Origin of the sequence: Nonomuraea sp. NPDC050540 (assembly GCF_044457485.1) — a bacterium.
GTDB lineage: Bacteria > Actinomycetota > Actinomycetes > Streptosporangiales > Streptosporangiaceae > Nonomuraea.
Map to the genome: position 1 here is coordinate 59,572 of NZ_JBITHA010000015.1, position 16,732 is coordinate 76,303.

The 16,732-nt window shown below is 70.5% G+C and carries 18 protein-coding genes; 10 read left to right on the plus strand and 8 right to left on the minus strand.

The annotated features are described in order from the left end of the window. Nucleotides 1–60: 60 nt before the first annotated feature. On the minus strand, nt 61–2,115 hold the full coding sequence (locus ACIBI5_RS38955) for a BTAD domain-containing putative transcriptional regulator (RefSeq protein ID WP_397254372.1): 2,055 nt from the start codon (nt 2,113–2,115) through the stop codon (nt 61–63). 59 nt (nt 2,116–2,174) lie between these two features. Here ACIBI5_RS38955 and ACIBI5_RS38960 point away from each other — a divergent pair, with 59 nt between their 5' ends. Continuing rightward, complete coding sequence (locus tag ACIBI5_RS38960; protein ID WP_397254374.1) at nt 2,175–3,653, plus strand: MFS transporter; 1,479 nt, start codon at nt 2,175–2,177, stop codon at nt 3,651–3,653. On the opposite strand, the gene ACIBI5_RS38965 is transcribed toward ACIBI5_RS38960, so the two are convergent. Then, the gene (locus ACIBI5_RS38965; RefSeq protein ID WP_397254376.1) at nt 3,633–4,619 is read right to left on the minus strand and encodes a sigma-70 family RNA polymerase sigma factor; all 987 of its coding nucleotides are present in this window, start codon (nt 4,617–4,619) and stop codon (nt 3,633–3,635) included. The two genes, ACIBI5_RS38960 and ACIBI5_RS38965, sit on opposite strands and share 21 nt — an antisense overlap. Nucleotides 4,620–4,678: 59 nt before the next feature. On the opposite strand from ACIBI5_RS38965, the gene ACIBI5_RS38970 reads away from it, so the two are divergent. After that, a complete protein-coding gene (locus tag ACIBI5_RS38970; RefSeq protein ID WP_397254378.1) occupies nt 4,679–5,299 on the plus strand; it encodes a maleylpyruvate isomerase family mycothiol-dependent enzyme in 621 nt (206 codons plus the stop codon). A gap of 67 nt (nt 5,300–5,366) precedes the next feature. Further along, complete coding sequence (locus tag ACIBI5_RS38975) at nt 5,367–5,903, plus strand: dihydrofolate reductase family protein (RefSeq protein WP_397254380.1); 537 nt, start codon at nt 5,367–5,369, stop codon at nt 5,901–5,903. Here the strand turns inward: ACIBI5_RS38975 and ACIBI5_RS38980 are convergent, their stop codons facing one another. The 3 genes from ACIBI5_RS38980 to ACIBI5_RS38990 form a co-directional block, all read right to left on the minus strand. After that, entirely contained in the window at nt 5,904–6,311 is a 408-nt protein-coding gene (locus ACIBI5_RS38980) for a PPOX class F420-dependent oxidoreductase (RefSeq protein WP_397254382.1), read from the minus strand. Between the two features lie 79 nt (nt 6,312–6,390). Next, entirely contained in the window at nt 6,391–6,624 is a 234-nt protein-coding gene (locus ACIBI5_RS38985; RefSeq protein WP_379614054.1) for a DUF3073 domain-containing protein, read from the minus strand. A 150-nt stretch (nt 6,625–6,774) separates the two neighbouring features. Further along, complete coding sequence (locus ACIBI5_RS38990) at nt 6,775–7,854, minus strand: Leu/Phe/Val dehydrogenase (RefSeq protein ID WP_397254384.1); 1,080 nt, start codon at nt 7,852–7,854, stop codon at nt 6,775–6,777. 108 nt (nt 7,855–7,962) lie between these two features. Between ACIBI5_RS38990 and ACIBI5_RS38995 the strand changes: the two genes are divergently transcribed. After that, a complete protein-coding gene (locus ACIBI5_RS38995; protein ID WP_397254819.1) occupies nt 7,963–8,829 on the plus strand; it encodes a hypothetical protein in 867 nt (288 codons plus the stop codon). Between the two features lie 335 nt (nt 8,830–9,164). After that, nucleotides 9,165–9,368, plus strand: coding sequence for a developmental transcriptional regulator BldC (gene bldC, locus ACIBI5_RS39000; RefSeq protein WP_013133571.1), 204 nt, complete (start codon nt 9,165–9,167; stop codon nt 9,366–9,368). Nucleotides 9,369–9,565: 197 nt separating this feature from the next. Here bldC and ACIBI5_RS39005 read toward each other — a convergent pair whose 3' ends face one another. Beyond that, the gene (locus ACIBI5_RS39005) at nt 9,566–10,237 is read right to left on the minus strand and encodes a TetR/AcrR family transcriptional regulator (protein WP_397105581.1); all 672 of its coding nucleotides are present in this window, start codon (nt 10,235–10,237) and stop codon (nt 9,566–9,568) included. A gap of 145 nt (nt 10,238–10,382) precedes the next feature. Here ACIBI5_RS39005 and ACIBI5_RS39010 point away from each other — a divergent pair, with 145 nt between their 5' ends. The 4 genes from ACIBI5_RS39010 (at nt 10,383) to ACIBI5_RS39025 (ending at nt 14,202) form a co-directional block, all read left to right on the plus strand. Continuing rightward, nucleotides 10,383–11,420, plus strand: coding sequence for a LacI family DNA-binding transcriptional regulator (locus tag ACIBI5_RS39010; RefSeq protein ID WP_397254386.1), 1,038 nt, complete (start codon nt 10,383–10,385; stop codon nt 11,418–11,420). Between the two features lie 94 nt (nt 11,421–11,514). Beyond that, nucleotides 11,515–11,763, plus strand: coding sequence for a hypothetical protein (locus tag ACIBI5_RS39015; RefSeq protein ID WP_379614062.1), 249 nt, complete (start codon nt 11,515–11,517; stop codon nt 11,761–11,763). 28 nt (nt 11,764–11,791) lie between these two features. Next, nucleotides 11,792–12,607 carry an N-acetylmuramoyl-L-alanine amidase gene (locus tag ACIBI5_RS39020; RefSeq protein ID WP_397254388.1) on the plus strand — a complete coding sequence of 272 codons (816 nt, stop codon included), beginning with the start codon at nt 11,792–11,794 and terminating at the stop codon, nt 12,605–12,607. Next, entirely contained in the window at nt 12,604–14,202 is a 1,599-nt protein-coding gene (locus tag ACIBI5_RS39025; protein ID WP_397254390.1) for a beta-N-acetylhexosaminidase, read from the plus strand. Before ACIBI5_RS39020 ends, ACIBI5_RS39025 begins: the two co-directional genes overlap by 4 nt. A 1-nt stretch (nt 14,203) precedes the next feature. Here the strand turns inward: ACIBI5_RS39025 and ACIBI5_RS39030 are convergent, their stop codons facing one another. Both ACIBI5_RS39030 and ACIBI5_RS39035 read right to left on the minus strand, forming a co-directional pair. Then, nucleotides 14,204–14,398, minus strand: coding sequence for a heavy-metal-associated domain-containing protein (locus ACIBI5_RS39030; RefSeq protein WP_397254392.1), 195 nt, complete (start codon nt 14,396–14,398; stop codon nt 14,204–14,206). A 53-nt stretch (nt 14,399–14,451) separates the two neighbouring features. After that, nucleotides 14,452–15,894 carry a DHA2 family efflux MFS transporter permease subunit gene (locus ACIBI5_RS39035; RefSeq protein ID WP_397254394.1) on the minus strand — a complete coding sequence of 481 codons (1,443 nt, stop codon included), beginning with the start codon at nt 15,892–15,894 and terminating at the stop codon, nt 14,452–14,454. Between the two features lie 112 nt (nt 15,895–16,006). On the opposite strand from ACIBI5_RS39035, the gene ACIBI5_RS39040 reads away from it, so the two are divergent. Further along, nucleotides 16,007–16,717: a TetR/AcrR family transcriptional regulator gene (locus tag ACIBI5_RS39040; RefSeq protein WP_397254396.1), complete on the plus strand. Its 711-nt coding sequence runs from the start codon at nt 16,007–16,009 to the stop codon at nt 16,715–16,717. The last annotated feature ends 15 nt before the right edge of the window (nt 16,718–16,732 follow it).

A 16,732-nucleotide genomic window follows, 5' to 3' on the forward strand; every position in this document is an offset into this window, starting at 1 on the left:
GGAGGGGAGACCGCGGAGGCCCCGGGAGGCCGTCGAAGTCGTGGGAGGCCGTGGAGGCTTTCAGAGGGTGGCGGTGGCTGGTTCGTCCAGGGGGGTGGGCAGTCGTCCGGCCTGGGTCCAGTACCAGCCGAGCGAGCCGGTCAGCCGGGTGGCCAGGCGGGTGTCGCCCAGCAGCTCGGCCGCCTCCCGCGCGCCGCGCAGGTTGGCGCTCTCCACGTCCAGCCGGCTCACCCAGCGGTGCCGGGCGGGCCCCGACCGGTACGCCTCGGCACACTCGGCGAACTGGGTGTAGTACGTGGCATACCACCGCAGGACGAGGTCGTGCTCGCCGGACTCGCGCAGCCGTTCCATGCCATAGGCGGACACGGACTCCAGCAGCCGGTACCTCCCCCCGGAGCGCACGACCAGCGACCGGTCCACCAGCCGGGCCAGCAGGTCGGCGACGCCGGCCGGGTCGAGGTGGTCGGGCCCGACCCCGGCCGCCTGCGCCTCGGCTGCCAGCTCGACGTCGCCGGGCGGTCCTCCGGGCAGCGGCATGGGCACCGCGCACACCCGTTCCGCCGCCTCCAGCGTGCACCCGCCCACCTGTACGGCCAGCCGCCGCAACACCACCCGCTCCGGCTCGCTGAGCAGGTCCCAGCTCCAGTCGATGGCCGCCTTGAGCGTGCGCTGATGAGCGGGCCCGGCTCGGCGCCCGGCCGACAGCAGCCGGAAGCGGTCGTCCAGCCGGTCGGCCAGGGCGCGCACGCCCATGGACCGCACCCGGGCCGCGGCCAGCTCCAGGGCCAGCGGGATGCCGTCCAGGCGGCGGCAGATCACCTCGACGGCTTCGGCCTCCTGGGGCGCCAGCGGCGTACCGGGGAGGGCTCGGGCGGTGAACAGGCGTGCGGCGGCGGCGGGGTCCAGCGGCGCGACCTCCCGCACGACCTCGCCCGCGACGCCCAGTGGCTCCCTGCTCGTAGCGAGGACGCGCAGGTCGGGTGCGGCGCGCAGCAGCAGGTCGGCGAGCTTGGCCACGGGCTCGACGACGTGTTCGCAGTTGTCGAGGATCAGCAGCGCCCGCCGGGTGCCCAGGGCGGCGGCGAGCTCGCCGTCGTCGCGCAGCCCGAGCGCCGCGGCCACCACCCCTGGCACCTCTGACTCCGAGGAGGCGGACAGCTCCACCAGATGCGCGCCGTCGGGGAAGCGGTCGGACAGCCGGCGGGCGGCCTCCAGGGCCAGGCGGCTCTTGCCCACCCCGCCGCTGCCGGTCAGCGTGACCAGGCGGGCCGAGGTGGCCAGGCCGAGCAGGCCGGCCAGCGCCTCCTCCCTGCCGACGAGCTCGGTCAGCGGCTCGGGCAGGCGGGCGGGCGCGGGCTCCGGGGCGGGCGCGGGCCGGTGGAGGGCGGGGCGCTGTTCGAGGATCGCCTGGTGCAGGGCGGCGAGTTCGGGGGCGGTGTCGAGGCCCAGCTCCTCGCGCTTGCGCTCACGCAGGGCGCGGTAGACCTCCAGGGCGTCGGCCTGCCGTCCCGACCGGTAGAGGGCGCGCATCAGCAGCGCGTGGAAGCGTTCCCGCAGCGGATGCTGGGCGGTGAGCTCGCTCAGCTCGCCGACCAGCTCGGCGTCCTGGCCGAGCGCGAGCCGTACGTCGGCATAGTCCTCGACGGCGGCCAGGCGCTGCTCCTCAAGCCGGACGGCGGTCCTGTGCACGAGAGGCGAGTCGGCGAAGTCGGCGAACGCGGGCCCGCGCCACCACGCCAGCGCCTCGGCGAGCACGGCGGCCCGCTCGCCGGGCCCGCCCGTGGACGGGAGGCGGTCCAGGGTCGCCTGGAAGCGGTGCGCGTCGGTGTCGGCCTCGATCAGGTAGCCGGGCGCGCGGGTGACGACGAGCAGCCTGGCCCCGGGCTCGGCCTCGTCCAGCGCCCGGCGCAGCTGCGAGACCTTGGCGCGCAGCGCGGCCAGCGGGTTGCCCGGTGGTTCAGGGCCCCAGAGGCTCTCGATCAGCCGCACCGAAGGAACGACCCGCCCGTGGTGGGCGAGCAGCCCGGCCAGAAGGGCCCGCACCTTACGCTCGGGCACCCCTACCGGGCGATCGTCGGCGATCACCTCAAGCGGCCCCAACACGGCGAAGCGCATGAAGCTCACCCTAAACACCTCCGAACATTTCCCGAACGTCCGCCCTTGAGGCTGATCACATGACTACTACTGTTCCCCGTACCGGGGCCGGGGCGTGGCTGGGACTGTCCGTGCTCGCCCTGGCCACGTTGTTGCTCGCTGTGGACAACACCGTTCTGCTGCTGGCTCTGCCCCATCTGGCCGTCGATCTGAATCCGAGCGCCACCGAGCTGCTGTGGATCACCGACGTGTACGGCTTCATGATCGCCGGATTCATCATCACCATGGGCTCGCTCGGCGACCGGATCGGCCGGCGCAGGCTGCTCCTGATCGGCTCGGTCATGTTCGGCGCCGCCTCCGCGCTGGCCGCCTACTCCACCTCGACGACCATGCTGATCGTCGCGCGGGTGCTCCTGGGCGTCGCCGGGGCGGCGATCGGGCCGTCGGCACTGGCGCTGGTGGCCGGGTTGTTCCCCGGGGCAAGGCAGCGGGCCATCGCCTTCGGTGTGTTCACCGCGTGCTTCATGGGCGGGGCAGCGGCCGGGCCGGTGATCGGCGGAATGCTGCTGGAGCACTTCTGGTGGGGGTCGGTGTTCCTGATGGGCGTGCCGATCATGGCGTTGGTCGTGCTCGGCGGGCTCGCCTATCTGCCGGAGACCGGGGGCGGCGGCTCGGCCCGGCTCGACCTGGCCAGCGTCGCCCTGTCGATGGCCGCGCTCCTGCCGCTCGTCTACGGGCTGAAGGAACTGGCCGACGACCCTGGCCAGGTGGTGGCGTACGTGGCCGTGGTGGTCGGGCTGGCGTGCGGAGCCGCGTTCGTACGGCGGCAGCGCACGCTGGCCGAGCCGCTGCTGGACATGCGTCTGTTCGCCAACCGGTCCTTCAGGACGGCGCTGCTGATCCTGGCTCTGGCCATGGTGACGCAGGGCGGCGTGTACCTGTTCGTGAGCCAGCACCTCCAGCTCGTCGAGGGCCTGTCGCCGCTGAGCGCCGGGCTGTGGATGGCGCTGCCCGCGCTCGGCCTGGTCGGCGGCTCGCTCGCGGCACCGGTGATCGCCGGGAGGTTCCGGCCAGCACTCGTGGTCGGAGTGGGGCTCGTGGTGTCGGCGGCCGGCTTCGTCGTGATGGTGGCCGGCGACGGGCTCGTCGTGCTCTTCACCGGCGTCACGATCGCGTTCCTCGGCATGGCCCCCGTGGGCGCCCTGGGCCTCGGTCTCATCGTGGGTTCGGCGCCGGAGGAGCGGGCCGGGTCCGCCTCCGCCATCGGGGAGTGCGGCGGCGAGCTGGGCATCGCGCTCGGCGTCGCGCTGCTCGGCAGCGTCGGCACCGCCGTTTATGGCGGCCTCGCCACCTCGCCGCAGGCGGGCGACTCGCTCGGCGAGGCCCTCGACACCGCCTCCGGCCTCGCGCCGGCGCAGGCCGCCGCCCTGATCGCGGAGGCGCAGGGCGCCTTCACCCAGGGGCTGGTCGTCGTCTCGGGCATCAGCGCTGTGATCGTGCTCGCCCTTGCCGTCTCCTCCCTGACCCTGCTCAGGCACCTACGCCCGATCGGGCACTGACACGGGCAGTCCGAAGGCCGGGAAGTGTTCGGCGCCGAGGAACGAGGTGATCTCGGCGATCCGGTCTCCGCGCAGCCCGAACACCGTGATCGACCAGGCCTGATGCGTCGCGTCGGCCGACTCGCCGAGGTAGAAGGCCGCGGCGGGCCGGCCGTTCGCGCCGGTGAGCAGGTGGCGGAAGCTGGGGCATCGGGCCAGCGGAACCTGGACCGCGAAGTCGGTGACCGCGGGCAGCCCGCCGTACCACTGGGCCAGGGGCGGCATCGACCAGGTGACGTCGGCGGTGAGCAGCGCGACCAGAGCGTCTGCGTCGCCGCGTTCGAGCGCGGTCGCGAACCCCGTGACGAGCTCACGGACCCGGACGTCCGCAAGAGTCCGCAAGGCCCGGCCGGGCGCGGGAACCCGGTCGGCGACGACCCTGCGCGCGCGGGCGAGCGCGGAGTTCACGGAGGTCGTGGAGGCGTCCATCATGGCGGCGATCTCCGCGGCCGAGAACCCCAGCACGTCGAACAGCAGCAGGGCGGCACGCTGGTTCCCCGGCAGATGTTGCAGCGCCGCCACGAAGGCGAGCTCGACCGCCTCACGCTGCTCATACCCCAACCCCACGTCCGGGTACGGCCCCAGCCACCGCTGCTCGGTCACCGGAGCGGCGTCGAGCACCACGTGCCCGCTCGACGGCCCGAGGTCGACCGGCAGGGCCCGCCGGTCACGATCCTTCACCAGATCCAGGCACGTACGGGTGGCCACCGTGTACAGCCAGGACCGCAGCGCCGAGCGCCCCTCGAACCGGGCCAGCCCGCGCCAGGCCCGCAGCAGCGCCTCCTGCAGGGCGTCGTCGGCGTCGTGGACGGAGCCCAGCATGCGGTAGCAGTGGGCGTGCAACTCATGCTGGAGCGGCTGGACGAGCCGGGTGAACGCCGCGTCGTCCCCCTCCCGGGCCCGCTCCAGGTCGTCGTTTTCCGTCACGGCGACGATTCTGCAGCATGACCGCAGTCCTACCTGTCAACGACAGGAGGTGCTCTGACATGACAGATACCGGACTTTGGGCGCTGATCTTCGCCGAGCGGGCGGCTCTGGCCGACGATCTCGCGGCGCTGACGGACGAGCGGTGGGCGACGCCGTCCCTGTGCGAGGGCCTGAGCGTGCGCGAGGTGCTGGCCCATCTGACCTCGGCCGCCCGGCTCACTCCTCTGCGGTGGCTGGCGGGCGTGGTGCGCTGCCGGTTCGACTTCGACCGGCAGGTGGCGATGCGGCTGCGCGAGCAACTGGGCGCGTCGCCGGACGAGACGCTGGAGCGCTTCCGCGGGGCCGTCACGAGCAGGACCAGGCCGTTGTCGGCCATCGCCATGCTGGGCGAGACGGTCGTCCACGGCGAGGACATCCGCCGCCCGCTGGGCATCCGCCGCGACCACCCGATCGGCACGCTCACCCGCCTGGCCGGGCACTACGTGGGCTCCAACCAGGTCGTCCCGGCCAAGCGGCAGGTACGCGGGCTGCGGCTGGCGGCCGTGGACGGGCCGTTCGCGAGCGGCTCAGGGCCGTTGGTGACCGGCTCGACACTGGCGCTGATCATGGCGATGGCCGGGCGCGGGGACTACCTGGACGAACTGTCGGGCGACGGCGCGGCGATCCTGCGCGAACGCTGACCCCAGTGCGTTCCCTGTCACATCTCCCGATCGACGTGGAAGCAGAACCACCGAGAAGGAGAAACCCATGAGAAAGATCGTCGCCGGCCTGTTCGTCTCCCTCGACGGAGTGGTGGAGGCCCCGGACCAGTGGCACTTCCCCTACGTCAACGACGAGATGACCGGGGCCGTCATGGCCCAGCAGGAGGGCTCCGACACCCTGCTGCTCGGCCGGGCCACCTACGAGGTGTTCGCCTCGTCCTGGCCGCACCGCAGCGACCCGATGGCCGACCACCTCAACAACGTCCGCAAGCTCGTCGTCTCGACCACGCTGGCCGGCGCGGACTGGAACAACTCCACCCTGATCAGCGGCGACGCGGTCGAGGAACTGCGCCGGATCAAGGAGGGACCCGGCGGGAACATCGGCATGACCGGCAGCGTCACGCTGACCCGCGCCCTGCTCGGCGCAGGTCTCGTCGACGACCTGCACCTCTACGTCCACCCGATCGTGCTGGGCTCGGGGACCCGCCTGTTCGACGAGTCGGCGGAACGGCTGCCGCTCAGGCTGGCCGGCTCCGCCACCTTCGCCACCGGCGTCGTCCACCTTCACTACCGGCCCGCGTGATCAGCCCGCGTTGCTGATCACCCGCTGGGGAGTCAGCCGGATCACCACGCGGACCATCTCCCCGGGCAACTCCAGGTACGCCCGGCCGGCGCCCTCGCCCTCGTACTTCTCCGCCAGCTCCACCGCCAGCCGCCGGCCCTCGTCCTCGGTGACCGTCGTCACGCCGCGGACCTCGACGTACAGGTCGGGGTCCGTGAGGTCGAACACGCTCAGGCTGGCCCGCGGGTCGCGCTCCAGGTTGGTGACCTTGCGCCGGCCCGACTGGGAGGAGATCACGACGTCGTCACCGTCCGTGCCCACCCACACGACGGAGGTCTGCGGACTGCCGTCGGGGTTGAGGGTGGCCAGAACGCCGATGTTGGGAGCGTCGAGGATCTTCCTGGCGGTGTCACTCAGAGGCGTGTTCATGAGTGGATCACATCACACAGGCACCCGGCGCGGGGATCCCGCACCGGGTGCCTGCACAAGACGTCAACCGGGAGACCGGCTACCGGCGGCCGGACGTACGGTCATCGTCGTCGTCCTCAGCGCCGTAGTCATCGGCGTAATCGGCATAGCGATCCGCCAGCTCATCGTTGAGGTCGTCGGCGTCGTCGTCGGTCTGGCCGGAGTCTCCGACCCCGAGTTCATCGCGAAGACGTTCAAGATCTGTGCCACCGCTGTTGTACTTCAGCTGGCGAGCAACCTTGACCTGCTTGGCCTTTGCTCGGCCGCGCCCCATTGGCTCGACCCCCTCGTGTGGGGTCGTCCCCGACCCCTCGTCGCTAACGCACCACTCGCTGACGCCGCTGTCTTCGGACGTCAGCCTCTCGTTCGCCTATTACCGTACCTGTTTTGTGCCCAGCTCGGTACGTCGTATGGGCGCGGGGCGTCAGGCGCCCAGCCAAATGCCCCTGATTCGCCCGACTTCCGACATTCTGCGCTCTGCCAGCCTATCGGCTGCCGCCGCCGGAGGTACGCCCTCCTCAGCGGCGATTCCGAAGATCTTCAAGGTCGTGTCGTAGATCTTGGCGGCCCTGGACCGCGCGCGCTCCATGTTGAAGCCCTCGATCTCGTCGGCGACCTGGATGACCCCGCCGGAGTTCACCACGTAGTCGGGAGCGTAGAGGATGCCCCGGTCGGCGAGCTGCTTCTCCACGCCGGGATGGGCGAGCTGGTTGTTGGCGGCGCCGCACACGATCTTGGCACGGAGCGTCTCCACCACCGAGTCGGTCAGCGCGCCGCCCAGGGCGCACGGGGCGAAGACATCGATGTCGGAGACGGCCATGGCGGCGGCGTCGGCCACCACCTCGACCTCCGGATGGCGCTGGCGCACCCGCTCGATCGCCTCCTGACTGACATCGCAGACGACCACCTCGGCGCCGTCCTCGCGCAGCAGGTCGACGAGCCGGTGGCCGACCTTGCCCACGCCCTCGACGCCGACCCGCCTGCCGTGCAGGGACGGCGTGCCGTAGACCCGCTCGGCCGAGGCGCGCATGCCCTGGAAGACGCCGAACGAGGTGAGGATCGAGGAGTCACCGGCGCCGCCGTGCTCCACGGTGCGGCCGGTGACGAAACGCGACTCCCTGGCGACGATGTCCATGTCGGGGCTGTAGGTCCCCACGTCGCAGGCGGTGATGTAGCGGCCGCCCAGCGACTGGATGAAGCGGCCGTAGGCCCGCAGCAGGGGCTCGGACTTCTGTGTCGCGGGGTCGCCGATGATGACGGCCTTGCCGCCGCCGTGGTCGAGGCCGGCGAGGGCGTTCTTGTACGCCATGCCCTTGGCCAGGTTGAGCACGTCGGCCAGCGCGGCCGCCTCGCTCTCGTAGGGGTAGAAACGTGTCCCCCCGAGTGCGGGCCCGAGCTGGGTGTTGTGGATCGCGATGATCGCGCGGAGGCCGCTCTGCTCGTCGGCGCAGAAGACGACCTGTTCGTGAACGTCCTTGTGGGACGTGCCGAAGACGTCGGTCACGGTAGTGACTCCCTGTCCGGTTCCGCCGCATCTTCGCGGCGGAGATCACCTCTCAGGGTAGTGGCAGCAACGGTGCAAGCAGGCTGTCTTCATGACACGATGCCTTCCGTGCTGCCCTACGCCGCGTACCTCCGCGTCTATGAGCCGCTGACCGCCTTCAGCGAGTCTGAGCGGAAGGTCTGGGCCGAATACGCCGAGTCGCGTGACCGCCCCCGCCGGGCCAACGCGCTGCAGGCCGAGCACGGCGAGTCCGTCCGGCGCCTGCTCGGCATGCCGCCGCACCCCGCACCGGCCCAGGAGAGCCCCAACGCCTATTTGCGCCGCGTTGAGGATCGCCTCTACGTCTGCCCCTGGCAGACGCGGCTGCGCTCGTGGCTGGCGTTCTCACGGCTGCGCGGGACGGTTCCCGTGAAGATGATGGACCGGTTGGTCCCGAAGACGATCGCCGAGCAGACGGCCGACGACTTCGACCGGTTCAAGCGCACGGGCGGCTCCTCGGTGCTGCGCACCCACATCAGGACCACGACGTGGCACGTGCCACCGGCGTGGTTCATCCCCTTCGACGGCAACGAGCGGTGGCTGGTGCTGGGCTCGACGCCGCCCAAGGGCCAGGACCTCACCACCACCACCGGCCGCAACCTCATCTACGTGACCTCCATGGCGCAGGCCAGGCGGCGCTCGGCCAAGGCGCTCCAGGTGCTGCGCAAGCATCTGGGGGACGTGGCGGCCGGGCTGGACGTGGAGGACGTGGCCCGCTGGCTGGAGGAGTTCCACCCGCACTCGCTGGTGGAGCTCGACTACGGCGGCCTCGTCCATCTGATGGACGACGACGCGCTCCAGGCGGACCAGTCTGTAGCGGAGCTTTCGGCTGCTTTGACCGGATTGGACACAGGTCAAGAAGAACTTGCGTTCGCGATGTATCAGCGGGTGATCTTGCGCTGGAAGTCAATGCAACTTCTGGAATCTGCCAACTGAACCCCATACAGGGGTCCTGACCAGCAAGAGCACGGCATGAGTGGGTCACGTGTCACGCCTGCTGGCTTCTGCGAACTGAGTAGTTTGCCGTTTTCACTGCGATACCACGAAACGTGTCGCTAGAATCACCGAGCGTGACATCGCCATGTGGGCGGGCAGTTGGGTCAAAGAAGGGCTCGCCAATCGCTCTGCGTGGCGGTATGGTCACTTCGGGTGATGCCGCATATGGCTCAGAAAAGCCGCACGCTCTGGGCTATAGGGGGACATCCGTGACACGCGCAAAGGCAGTCGCAGGGATCGCAGATGCCGGTCCACACGGAGGAGAGGCCGCACAAATGTCAGCTCGTACACCCGAGGCCGAGCCACTGCTCACGCCCGCCGAGGTCGCGACCATGTTCAGGGTCGACCCCAAGACCGTTACCCGGTGGGCCAAGGCGGGCAAGTTGACGTCGATTCGCACCCTCGGCGGTCACCGGCGATACCGGGAGACCGAGGTCCGCGCGCTGCTGGCGGGGATTCCGCAGCAGCGCTCGGAGTAACTCCGAGGTCGTCACGGACCTATAGGGGGGTTTCACGGTGGGCCAGGGTCTCCGGCCCGGTCCACCCGCGTGACGACGTCATGTCGCCCCGCGCGTCGGGGGACGCATACGGGAGTTGGCGCCGCCCGCCCGGCGCCATCCTTCCCACTCCAGGGCGGCCCGCTCTCCTGGCGCGAGAGCATGGCGCGGCCGCCCGTTCAGGCGGGGAACTGCTTGTGGGCCAGGCCCTCGAAGAGGGTCCGCACCTCGCGGTCGTAGTTCGCCGCGACGCCGAGCAACGCGATCATGTGGTCCACGAGCATCTTCTCCAGCACGGGACGCTCGATGTCGCGGTGCTCCAGCCAGTCCAGCCCGGCCGTCTCCACGGAGGCGATCCAGGACACGATCGTGGTGCGCAGCACCGGCGAGGGCTGCTCGACCCGCATCTGCTTCTGGATGAGGCGGAACAACCGCTGCCGGACCCCGTCGACGATCTCGCCGACCTCGCCGGCCCGGTTGGCCGGCCCCCCGCGCAGCAGCGCGGCGAACCCGGCCGCGTGCTCTTCCACGAAGTCGAAGTAGCGCCTGAGCCCGGCCGCCAGCTCGTCGAGCGGCCTGCCGCCCTCCTGCGGCCGAAGCCGGGACTCCAGCTGTTGTGCCGCGCTTTTCAGCGCGGCGACATAGAGCTCCTGCTTGCCGCCGAAATAGTGGTACACGAGCGCCCGTGAGGCGCCCGCGGCGCTGGCCACGTCGTCGATGGAGACGTCTTCCGCATCGCGCTTACTGAACAGCTCAAGGGCCGCGGCCATGAGCTCTTCGCGACGCCGGTCGACGCTGAGCCTGCGCCGCGCAGGGCGCGCTGCTTCGGCGGAGGACTTCCCGGGTGTCACACCTGCACAGTATCCGACTCCATGCCCAATAACGGCCGCCTGCCGTCGGGGCCGACATCAGGCTTACCTCATGAAAGCCGTACCCTGCGGCGAACTCGATCGTTCTGTGAGGCAGGTGCCCGTATCCGCATCGCGGGGGAGACACATGTCAGGACCGCCCGTCAACACGACCGTCGCCGAGGTAGACACCCTGCCCCGGCCCAGGCCAACCATCCGCAACGTCGCCGAGCGAGCAGGCGTCTCGAAATCGCTCGTCTCACTCGTGCTGCGTGGGTCCCCCCACGTGAGCGAGCATCGGCGACAGGCGGTGCTGGCCGCCGCACGCGAGCTCGGCTACCGCCCCAATGCCGTGGCGCGCAGCCTCGTCGAAGGCCGTACCCATCTCGTCGGCGCGCTCGTCGCCGACCTACACAACCCGTTCTACGCCGAGTTCCTGGACGGCCTCCAGGAAAGTCTGCACGGCGACGGGCTACGCATGCTGATCGGCAACAGCCAGTGGGACCCCGCGTTCGAGGACGAAGCGGTGGAAGCCTTCCTGGAGCTCCGCGTCGACGGCCTCGTGCTCTTAGGCATAGCCCCGACCAACGAAACCCTCATCGAGGCGACCTCGTACACGCCCACGGTCGTCGTAGGGGAACGTGACATCGAGCTCGACGGCGTCGACATCGTGGTCGACGACGATCAACTCGGCGCCCGGCTGGCCATCGACCACCTGGTCGAACACGGCCACAAACGCATCGCCCACATCGAGGGCAACCGCTCCTCGCGCTGCGAGGGGTATCTGGTCGCGATGCGGCGGCACGCGCTGGCGCCGTACATCATGGTCGAGCACGCCGAGTGCTCGGAGGAAAGCGGCAGGGAGGCGGCGACGGCGCTGCTCACCCGTGAGCCGCGGCCCACCGCGATCTTCGCGGCCAATGACATGGTCGCGCTTGGTGTCATGTCGGCGGCGGCGGATCTGGGGCTGCGCATCCCCGAGGATCTGTCGGTGATCGGCTACGACAACACGCATCTCGCGGCCTCACGCCACATCTCACTCACCTCGGTCGACCTGCCCAGACGTACGATGGGCCGCTCGGCCGCCGCTCTGCTCAGCGACCGCATCGGCGACCCCGCGAAGGCCTCCCGGCTGCGCGAGGTCACCCCCGAGCTGATCGTACGGCGGAGCACGGGACCGGCCTAAAGAGCTACCCAAGGGCTGGTCAATCCCGGATGCCATGGCGAGTCTCCCCGCTTTACTCGTCAGCGTCATGGCGTCATTTCCGGGGGGAACAGTCATGCGTGATCCAGAACTGGTGTCCTGTGCCCAGCGCGCGGCGGCCGAGCTCGAACGCGCCTGGGCACACTGGCGCGCCGGCAGGGGCAGGGGGAGCGACGTCGGCGCCGAGTCCGTGGCCAGTTACGTCGCCCACTCCCTCGACCATCCGTGGGGCCGCCCGCGCGTGGTCCTCGGCCTCGACGCGGAGGACGCGAGGGACCTCGCGGCCCTCCTCCAGCGGCAGGAAGTGGGGGAACACGTCTGGTGATACCGGATCGTGACGTACCTTGGAGCTCATGCGTGCTCTACCTGCCACCGTTCTCGCCCTGCTCGGCCTGACCGCCACCGCTTGTGGCGGCGTCGCCAACAGTGACGCCGCGGGCGGTCAGGGGCTGGCCGTGTCGGCGCAGCCACAGCAACCCGCGCAAGCCACGACCATCGAGGCCAGGAAGCCGCTCGACGGCAAGGTCATCGTCATCGACCCCGGCCACAACGGCGGCAACTTCCGCGACCCCAAGGCCGTCAACCGCAAGGTGAACGTGCTGACCAAGTGGAAGGCCTGCGACACCACCGGCACGGAGACCGCCGACCGCTACACCGAGGCGGCCTTCACCTGGGACGTGTCCAACCGCCTGGTCAAGATCCTCAAGCAGCGCGGCGCGAGCGTGAAGCTGACCAGGGCCGACAACGACAGCGTGGGCCCGTGCATCACCCAGCGCGCGGCGATCGGGAACAAGGCCAAGGCCGACGCCGCGCTCTCGGTGCACGCCGACGGCTCCTCGCCGGGCAACAAGGGCTTCCACGTGATCATGCCCGAGAAGATCAACGGGCCGGTGGACCCGGTGGTGGGCGACTCCAAGAAGCTCGGCCTGGCGGTACGGCAGGCGTTCAAGACCGGCACGGGCCTGCCGTACTCGACCTACATCGGCAAGGACGCCCTCGACTTCCGCAACGACCTCGGCGGCCTCAACCTGTCGACGGTGCCGAAGATCTTCGTCGAGTGCGGGAACATGAAGAATGCCGGCGAGGCGGCGAAGTTCCGCGACCCCGAGTTCCGGCAGCGCATCGCGTTGGCGTTGGCCAACGGGTTGCAGCAGTATCTCAAGGCATGATTCCTCGCCCCAATCTGCTCAGCCAGCTGTCCGGCTCCTACGAGCTGACCACGGGCGCCGTGGTGTCCGGCCCCGCCGACCTCGTCGAGGCGGTGCGCCTGGCGCTGCCCGTCCTCGACCTGCGGCCGGGCGACTCCGGCGCCGTCGACATCCGGCTCGACCCGGCCCTGGGGCCCGAGTCGTACCGGCTGACGGCAGGCTCGCGGGGCGTCGAGATCTCGGCCGGCGACCGGGCGGGGGCGTTCTACGCCGGTCAGTCGCTGCACCAGTTGCTGCCCAACGCCTCCTACCGGCGTACGCCGGGGGCGGAGTGGCGGGTGCCCGGTGTGCGGATCGAGGACGCGCCGCGCTACTCCTGGCGCGGCCTGCACGTGGACGTGGCCCGGCACTTCTTCCCCAAGCGGGAGCTCCTGCGCGTCGTCGACCTGATGGCCGTGCACAAGCTGAACCGGCTCCACCTCCATCTGGTCGACGACCAGGGCTGGCGGGTGGAGAGCCGGGCCTTCCCGCGCCTGCACGAGGTGGCCTCGCACCGCCCGCGCACCGCGACGCACCACTACCGGGAGCCCGAGTCGTTCGACGACCTCCCGCACGGCGGCTACTACACGCTGGACGACCTCGCGGAGATCGCCGCGTACGCGCGGGCGCGGGCGGTCACGATCGTGCCGGAGATCGACGTGCCGGGGCACGCGTCGGCGATCCTGGCCGCCTACCCCGAGTTCGGGGCCACGGGCGAGCCGGTCGAGGTGCTGGAGCGGTGGGGCATCTCCCCCGCGATCCTGTCGCCGCTGCCGCCGACGGTCGACTTCCTCACCACGATCTTCGACGAACTGCTGGGCGCGCTGGGCGAGACGCCGTACGTGCACGTCGGCGGGGACGAGGTCGTCCTCGACCAGTGGGACGCCTCCCCCGAGATCACCGCCTACGCGCGGGAGCTGGGGCTGGAGTCGGTGGCGGCGCTGCACGCGTGGTTCCTGCGGCGGCTGGCGGACGTGCTGGCCGAGCGGGGGACGCGGGCCGTGGTGTGGGACGAGGCGTTCGTCGCCGGTGACCTGCGGCCGGACACGCTCGTCATGCCGTGGCGCGGCATGCCGGTCGGCCGGCGGGCCGCGGCGGCCGGCCACGACGTGGTGGCCACGCCGGTCTTCCCGCTGTACTTCGACTACGCCGAGGCCGCCTCGTCCGACGAGCCGATGGCGATCGGCGACACGGTCACCGTCGCCGACGTGGCCGCCTTCGACCCCGCGCCGGCCACCTGGTCGCTCGCGGAGCGCAGGCACGTACTCGGGCCGCAGGCGCAGCTGTGGAGCGAGCGCATCCCCGACGCCCGCACGCTGGACTACAAGGCGTGGCCCCGGGCGTGCGCGCTGGCCGAGGTGGGCTGGTCGGGCGCCGCGGGCCCCGATTTCCCCGAACGGCTCCGCGCCCACCTGGGGCGGCTGGACGCGCTCGGGGTGGAGTACCGGCCGCTGGAGGGGCCCAAGCCGTGGCAGCGCCGCCGTCCCCACCGGCCGGGCGTGGTGTCGGTGTCCGACGTCATGGACCACGTGGAACAGATGGCGGAGAGCGCCACCTCCACCCGGCCCAGCATGTGAGTCAGGCGACCTGGTAGCCGGCTTCCTTGATGGCGGCGCGGACGAGGGAGTCGTCGGCCGCGCCGGTGACCGAGACGCGGCCGGAGGCCAGGTCGACGTCCACGGCGGTGACGCCGGGGACCTCCCCCACCTCTTCCCTCACGGAGGCGACGCAGTGGCCGCAGGTCATGCCGGTGACGGTGTACGTGGTGCTCATGAGAACAAGCGTATGCCCCCGGCCGGTATGACGAGGGCGCTTGCCGTACAACCTCAGTGTCCTTCTTCGCGGGCGAACCTGGGGAGCAGGAACGAGAGCGCGAACGTGGCGGCCAGCAGGCCGATCTCCACGGCGATCGTGATCTGGAGCGCGTCGGGGAAGGCCATCCGGCTCTTGAGCAGGTTGAAGAACAGCGTCCCGAGTACGGCGGCGCCGAGCGCGCCACCGAGCTGCTGGACGGCGGTGAGGGTGCCGGAGGCCGAGCCGGACTCGTGGGGTTCGACGCCGGCCAGGATGATGTCGAAGAACGGGGCCATGGTCAGGCCCATGCCGATGCCGACCAGGGCGAGCCCGGGGGCCAGCTCCCAGTAGCCGATCTGCGTGCCGTTCAGGTGGATGAACAGGGCGAGGACGGCCGCGCCGAGCGCCATCACGACCGAGCCGGCCTGCATGAGGCCGCGGCCGAACCTGGCCTGCAGGCCGGACATCGCGAGGCCGAAGCCGATCACGCCGCCGATGGCCTGCGGGAGGCCGGCCATGCCGGCCTGGAGCGGTCCCCAGCCGAGACCGACCTGGGTGAACAGGTTGAAGACCACGCCGAACCCGACCATGCCGGAGAAGAACGCGAGCCCGGCGACCAGGCCGGTGGTGAAGGCGCGCTTGCGGAAGAGGGCGGGCACGACGAGCGGGTCCTTGCCGTCGCGGACGCGGGCGCTCTCGTAGCGGCCGAAGAGGGCGAAGACGACGATCGAGGCGGCCATGGAGACGAAGGTCCAGGCGGGCCAGTCGTGCTCCTGTCCCTGGATGAGCGGGAAGATCAGCAGGAACGCGGCCACCGAGACCAGGAGCATGCCGACGAGGTCGAGCTTGGTGGCGTTGGAGAGCCTGTACTCCGGCAGGAACTTGATCGCGGCGAACGCGGCGGCCAGGCCGAGCGGCAGGTTGATCAGGAAGATCATGCGCCAGCCGGTGCCGAAGAGGTCGGCGTCGATGAGCCAGCCGGCCAGCACGGGGCCGCCGACGGACGAGATGGTCATGACGGGCCCGAAGGCGGCGAACGCCTTGCCGATCTCCTTCGGCGGGAACATCTCCTTGATCAGGCCGAGGCCCTGGGGGATCATCACGGCGCCGAACAACCCCTGGACGACGCGGAAGACGATCAGCATCTCGGGGGTGCCGCTGATGCCGCACAGCAGTGAGGCGGCGGTGAAGCCGAAGGCGCCGATCACGAACATGCGCTTGCGGCCGTAGAGGTCGCCGAGGCGGCCTCCGGTGATCAGGCCGACGGCCATGGCCAGCGCGTAGCCGGCGGTCAGCCACTGGACCATCGCGTTCGAGCCGCCCAGCTCACGCTGGATGGTCGGGGCGGCGATCGTGGTGATCAGCGCGTCGAGCAGGTCCATCACCTCGGCGGCGAGGATGACGAAGAGGGCGACCCAGCGCCATCTGTAGGGCTGGGTGCCGGTGGAGGTCTCCGCGGGGGCGGTGACGGTCATGCGAACTCCTTGGCAGGAACAACGTTCTTAGGACGAACAGCGTTCGTGTACGGACACTGTTCTAATGACGAACGGCGTTCGTGTCAAGTACACTGTTCCGGGAGGAGGAAACATGACGTCATTGCCCACCCCGCCGTGGCGCAAGTCACCCAGGCCGGTGAAGCAGCAGCTCAGTCAGGCGTTGATCGTGGAGACCGGGTTGCGGATCCTCGACGCGGAAGGATTCGACGCGCTGAGCATGCGCAGAGTCGCCCAGGAGCTCGACACGGGCCCGGCCTCGCTGTACGCGCACGTGTCCAGCAAGGACGAACTACTGGAGCTGATCTACGACCTGGTTCTCGGCGAGATCGAGGTAGGCGAGGCCGACCCGGCCAACTGGAAGGCGCAACTGCGTGAGTACGCGATGGAGTCGCACCGGGTCCTGGGCCGCCACGCCGACATCGCCAGGGCGGCCATGGCGACCGTGCCGACCGGGCCCAACGCGCTGCGGCTCGGCGAGTACATGATGACGCTGCTGATCTCGGCGGGGATGGATCCGCGCGACGCCTCGTTCGGGGTGGACCGGCTGTCGCTGTACATCGCCGGCGACGCCTACGAAGGCTCGCAGCACTACGCGCGGATGCGGGCCAAGGGCCTGAACGACCGGGAAGCCTACCTCAACAGCTTCGTGGGCCAGATCAAGGACTACTACAGATCGCTGCCGCCCGAGCGGTTTCCCATGCTCGTGACCTATGTGGACGAGCTGACCGACCCCGACGGGGAGGCCCGGTTCGAGTACGGGCTCGACCTGTTGATCGACGGCATGGCGGCCCGGATGAAGTAGACGCGCTCGTATGCG

Excerpts from the sequence above, each read along its gene's own strand:
- ACIBI5_RS38955 (WP_397254372.1), bottom strand. The coding sequence starts at position 2,115 with ATGCGCTTCGCCGTGTTGGGGCCGCTTGAGGTGATCGCCGACGATCGC.
- bldC (WP_013133571.1), top strand. The coding sequence starts at position 9,165 with ATGTCAGCTCGTACACCCGAGGCCGAGCCACTGCTCACGCCCGCCGAG.
- ACIBI5_RS39040 (WP_397254396.1), top strand. The coding sequence starts at position 16,007 with ATGACGTCATTGCCCACCCCGCCGTGGCGCAAGTCACCCAGGCCGGTG.
- ACIBI5_RS39020 (WP_397254388.1), top strand. The coding sequence starts at position 11,792 with ATGCGTGCTCTACCTGCCACCGTTCTCGCCCTGCTCGGCCTGACCGCC.
- ACIBI5_RS38960 (WP_397254374.1), top strand. The coding sequence starts at position 2,175 with ATGACTACTACTGTTCCCCGTACCGGGGCCGGGGCGTGGCTGGGACTG.
- ACIBI5_RS38970 (WP_397254378.1), top strand. The coding sequence starts at position 4,679 with ATGACAGATACCGGACTTTGGGCGCTGATCTTCGCCGAGCGGGCGGCT.
- ACIBI5_RS39030 (WP_397254392.1), bottom strand. The coding sequence starts at position 14,398 with ATGAGCACCACGTACACCGTCACCGGCATGACCTGCGGCCACTGCGTC.
- ACIBI5_RS39010 (WP_397254386.1), top strand. The coding sequence starts at position 10,383 with ATGTCAGGACCGCCCGTCAACACGACCGTCGCCGAGGTAGACACCCTG.
- ACIBI5_RS39015 (WP_379614062.1), top strand. The coding sequence starts at position 11,515 with ATGCGTGATCCAGAACTGGTGTCCTGTGCCCAGCGCGCGGCGGCCGAG.
- ACIBI5_RS38980 (WP_397254382.1), bottom strand. The coding sequence starts at position 6,311 with ATGAACACGCCTCTGAGTGACACCGCCAGGAAGATCCTCGACGCTCCC.
- ACIBI5_RS38985 (WP_379614054.1), bottom strand. The coding sequence starts at position 6,624 with ATGGGGCGCGGCCGAGCAAAGGCCAAGCAGGTCAAGGTTGCTCGCCAG.
- ACIBI5_RS39035 (WP_397254394.1), bottom strand. The coding sequence starts at position 15,894 with ATGACCGTCACCGCCCCCGCGGAGACCTCCACCGGCACCCAGCCCTAC.
- ACIBI5_RS38975 (WP_397254380.1), top strand. The coding sequence starts at position 5,367 with ATGAGAAAGATCGTCGCCGGCCTGTTCGTCTCCCTCGACGGAGTGGTG.
- ACIBI5_RS39025 (WP_397254390.1), top strand. The coding sequence starts at position 12,604 with ATGATTCCTCGCCCCAATCTGCTCAGCCAGCTGTCCGGCTCCTACGAG.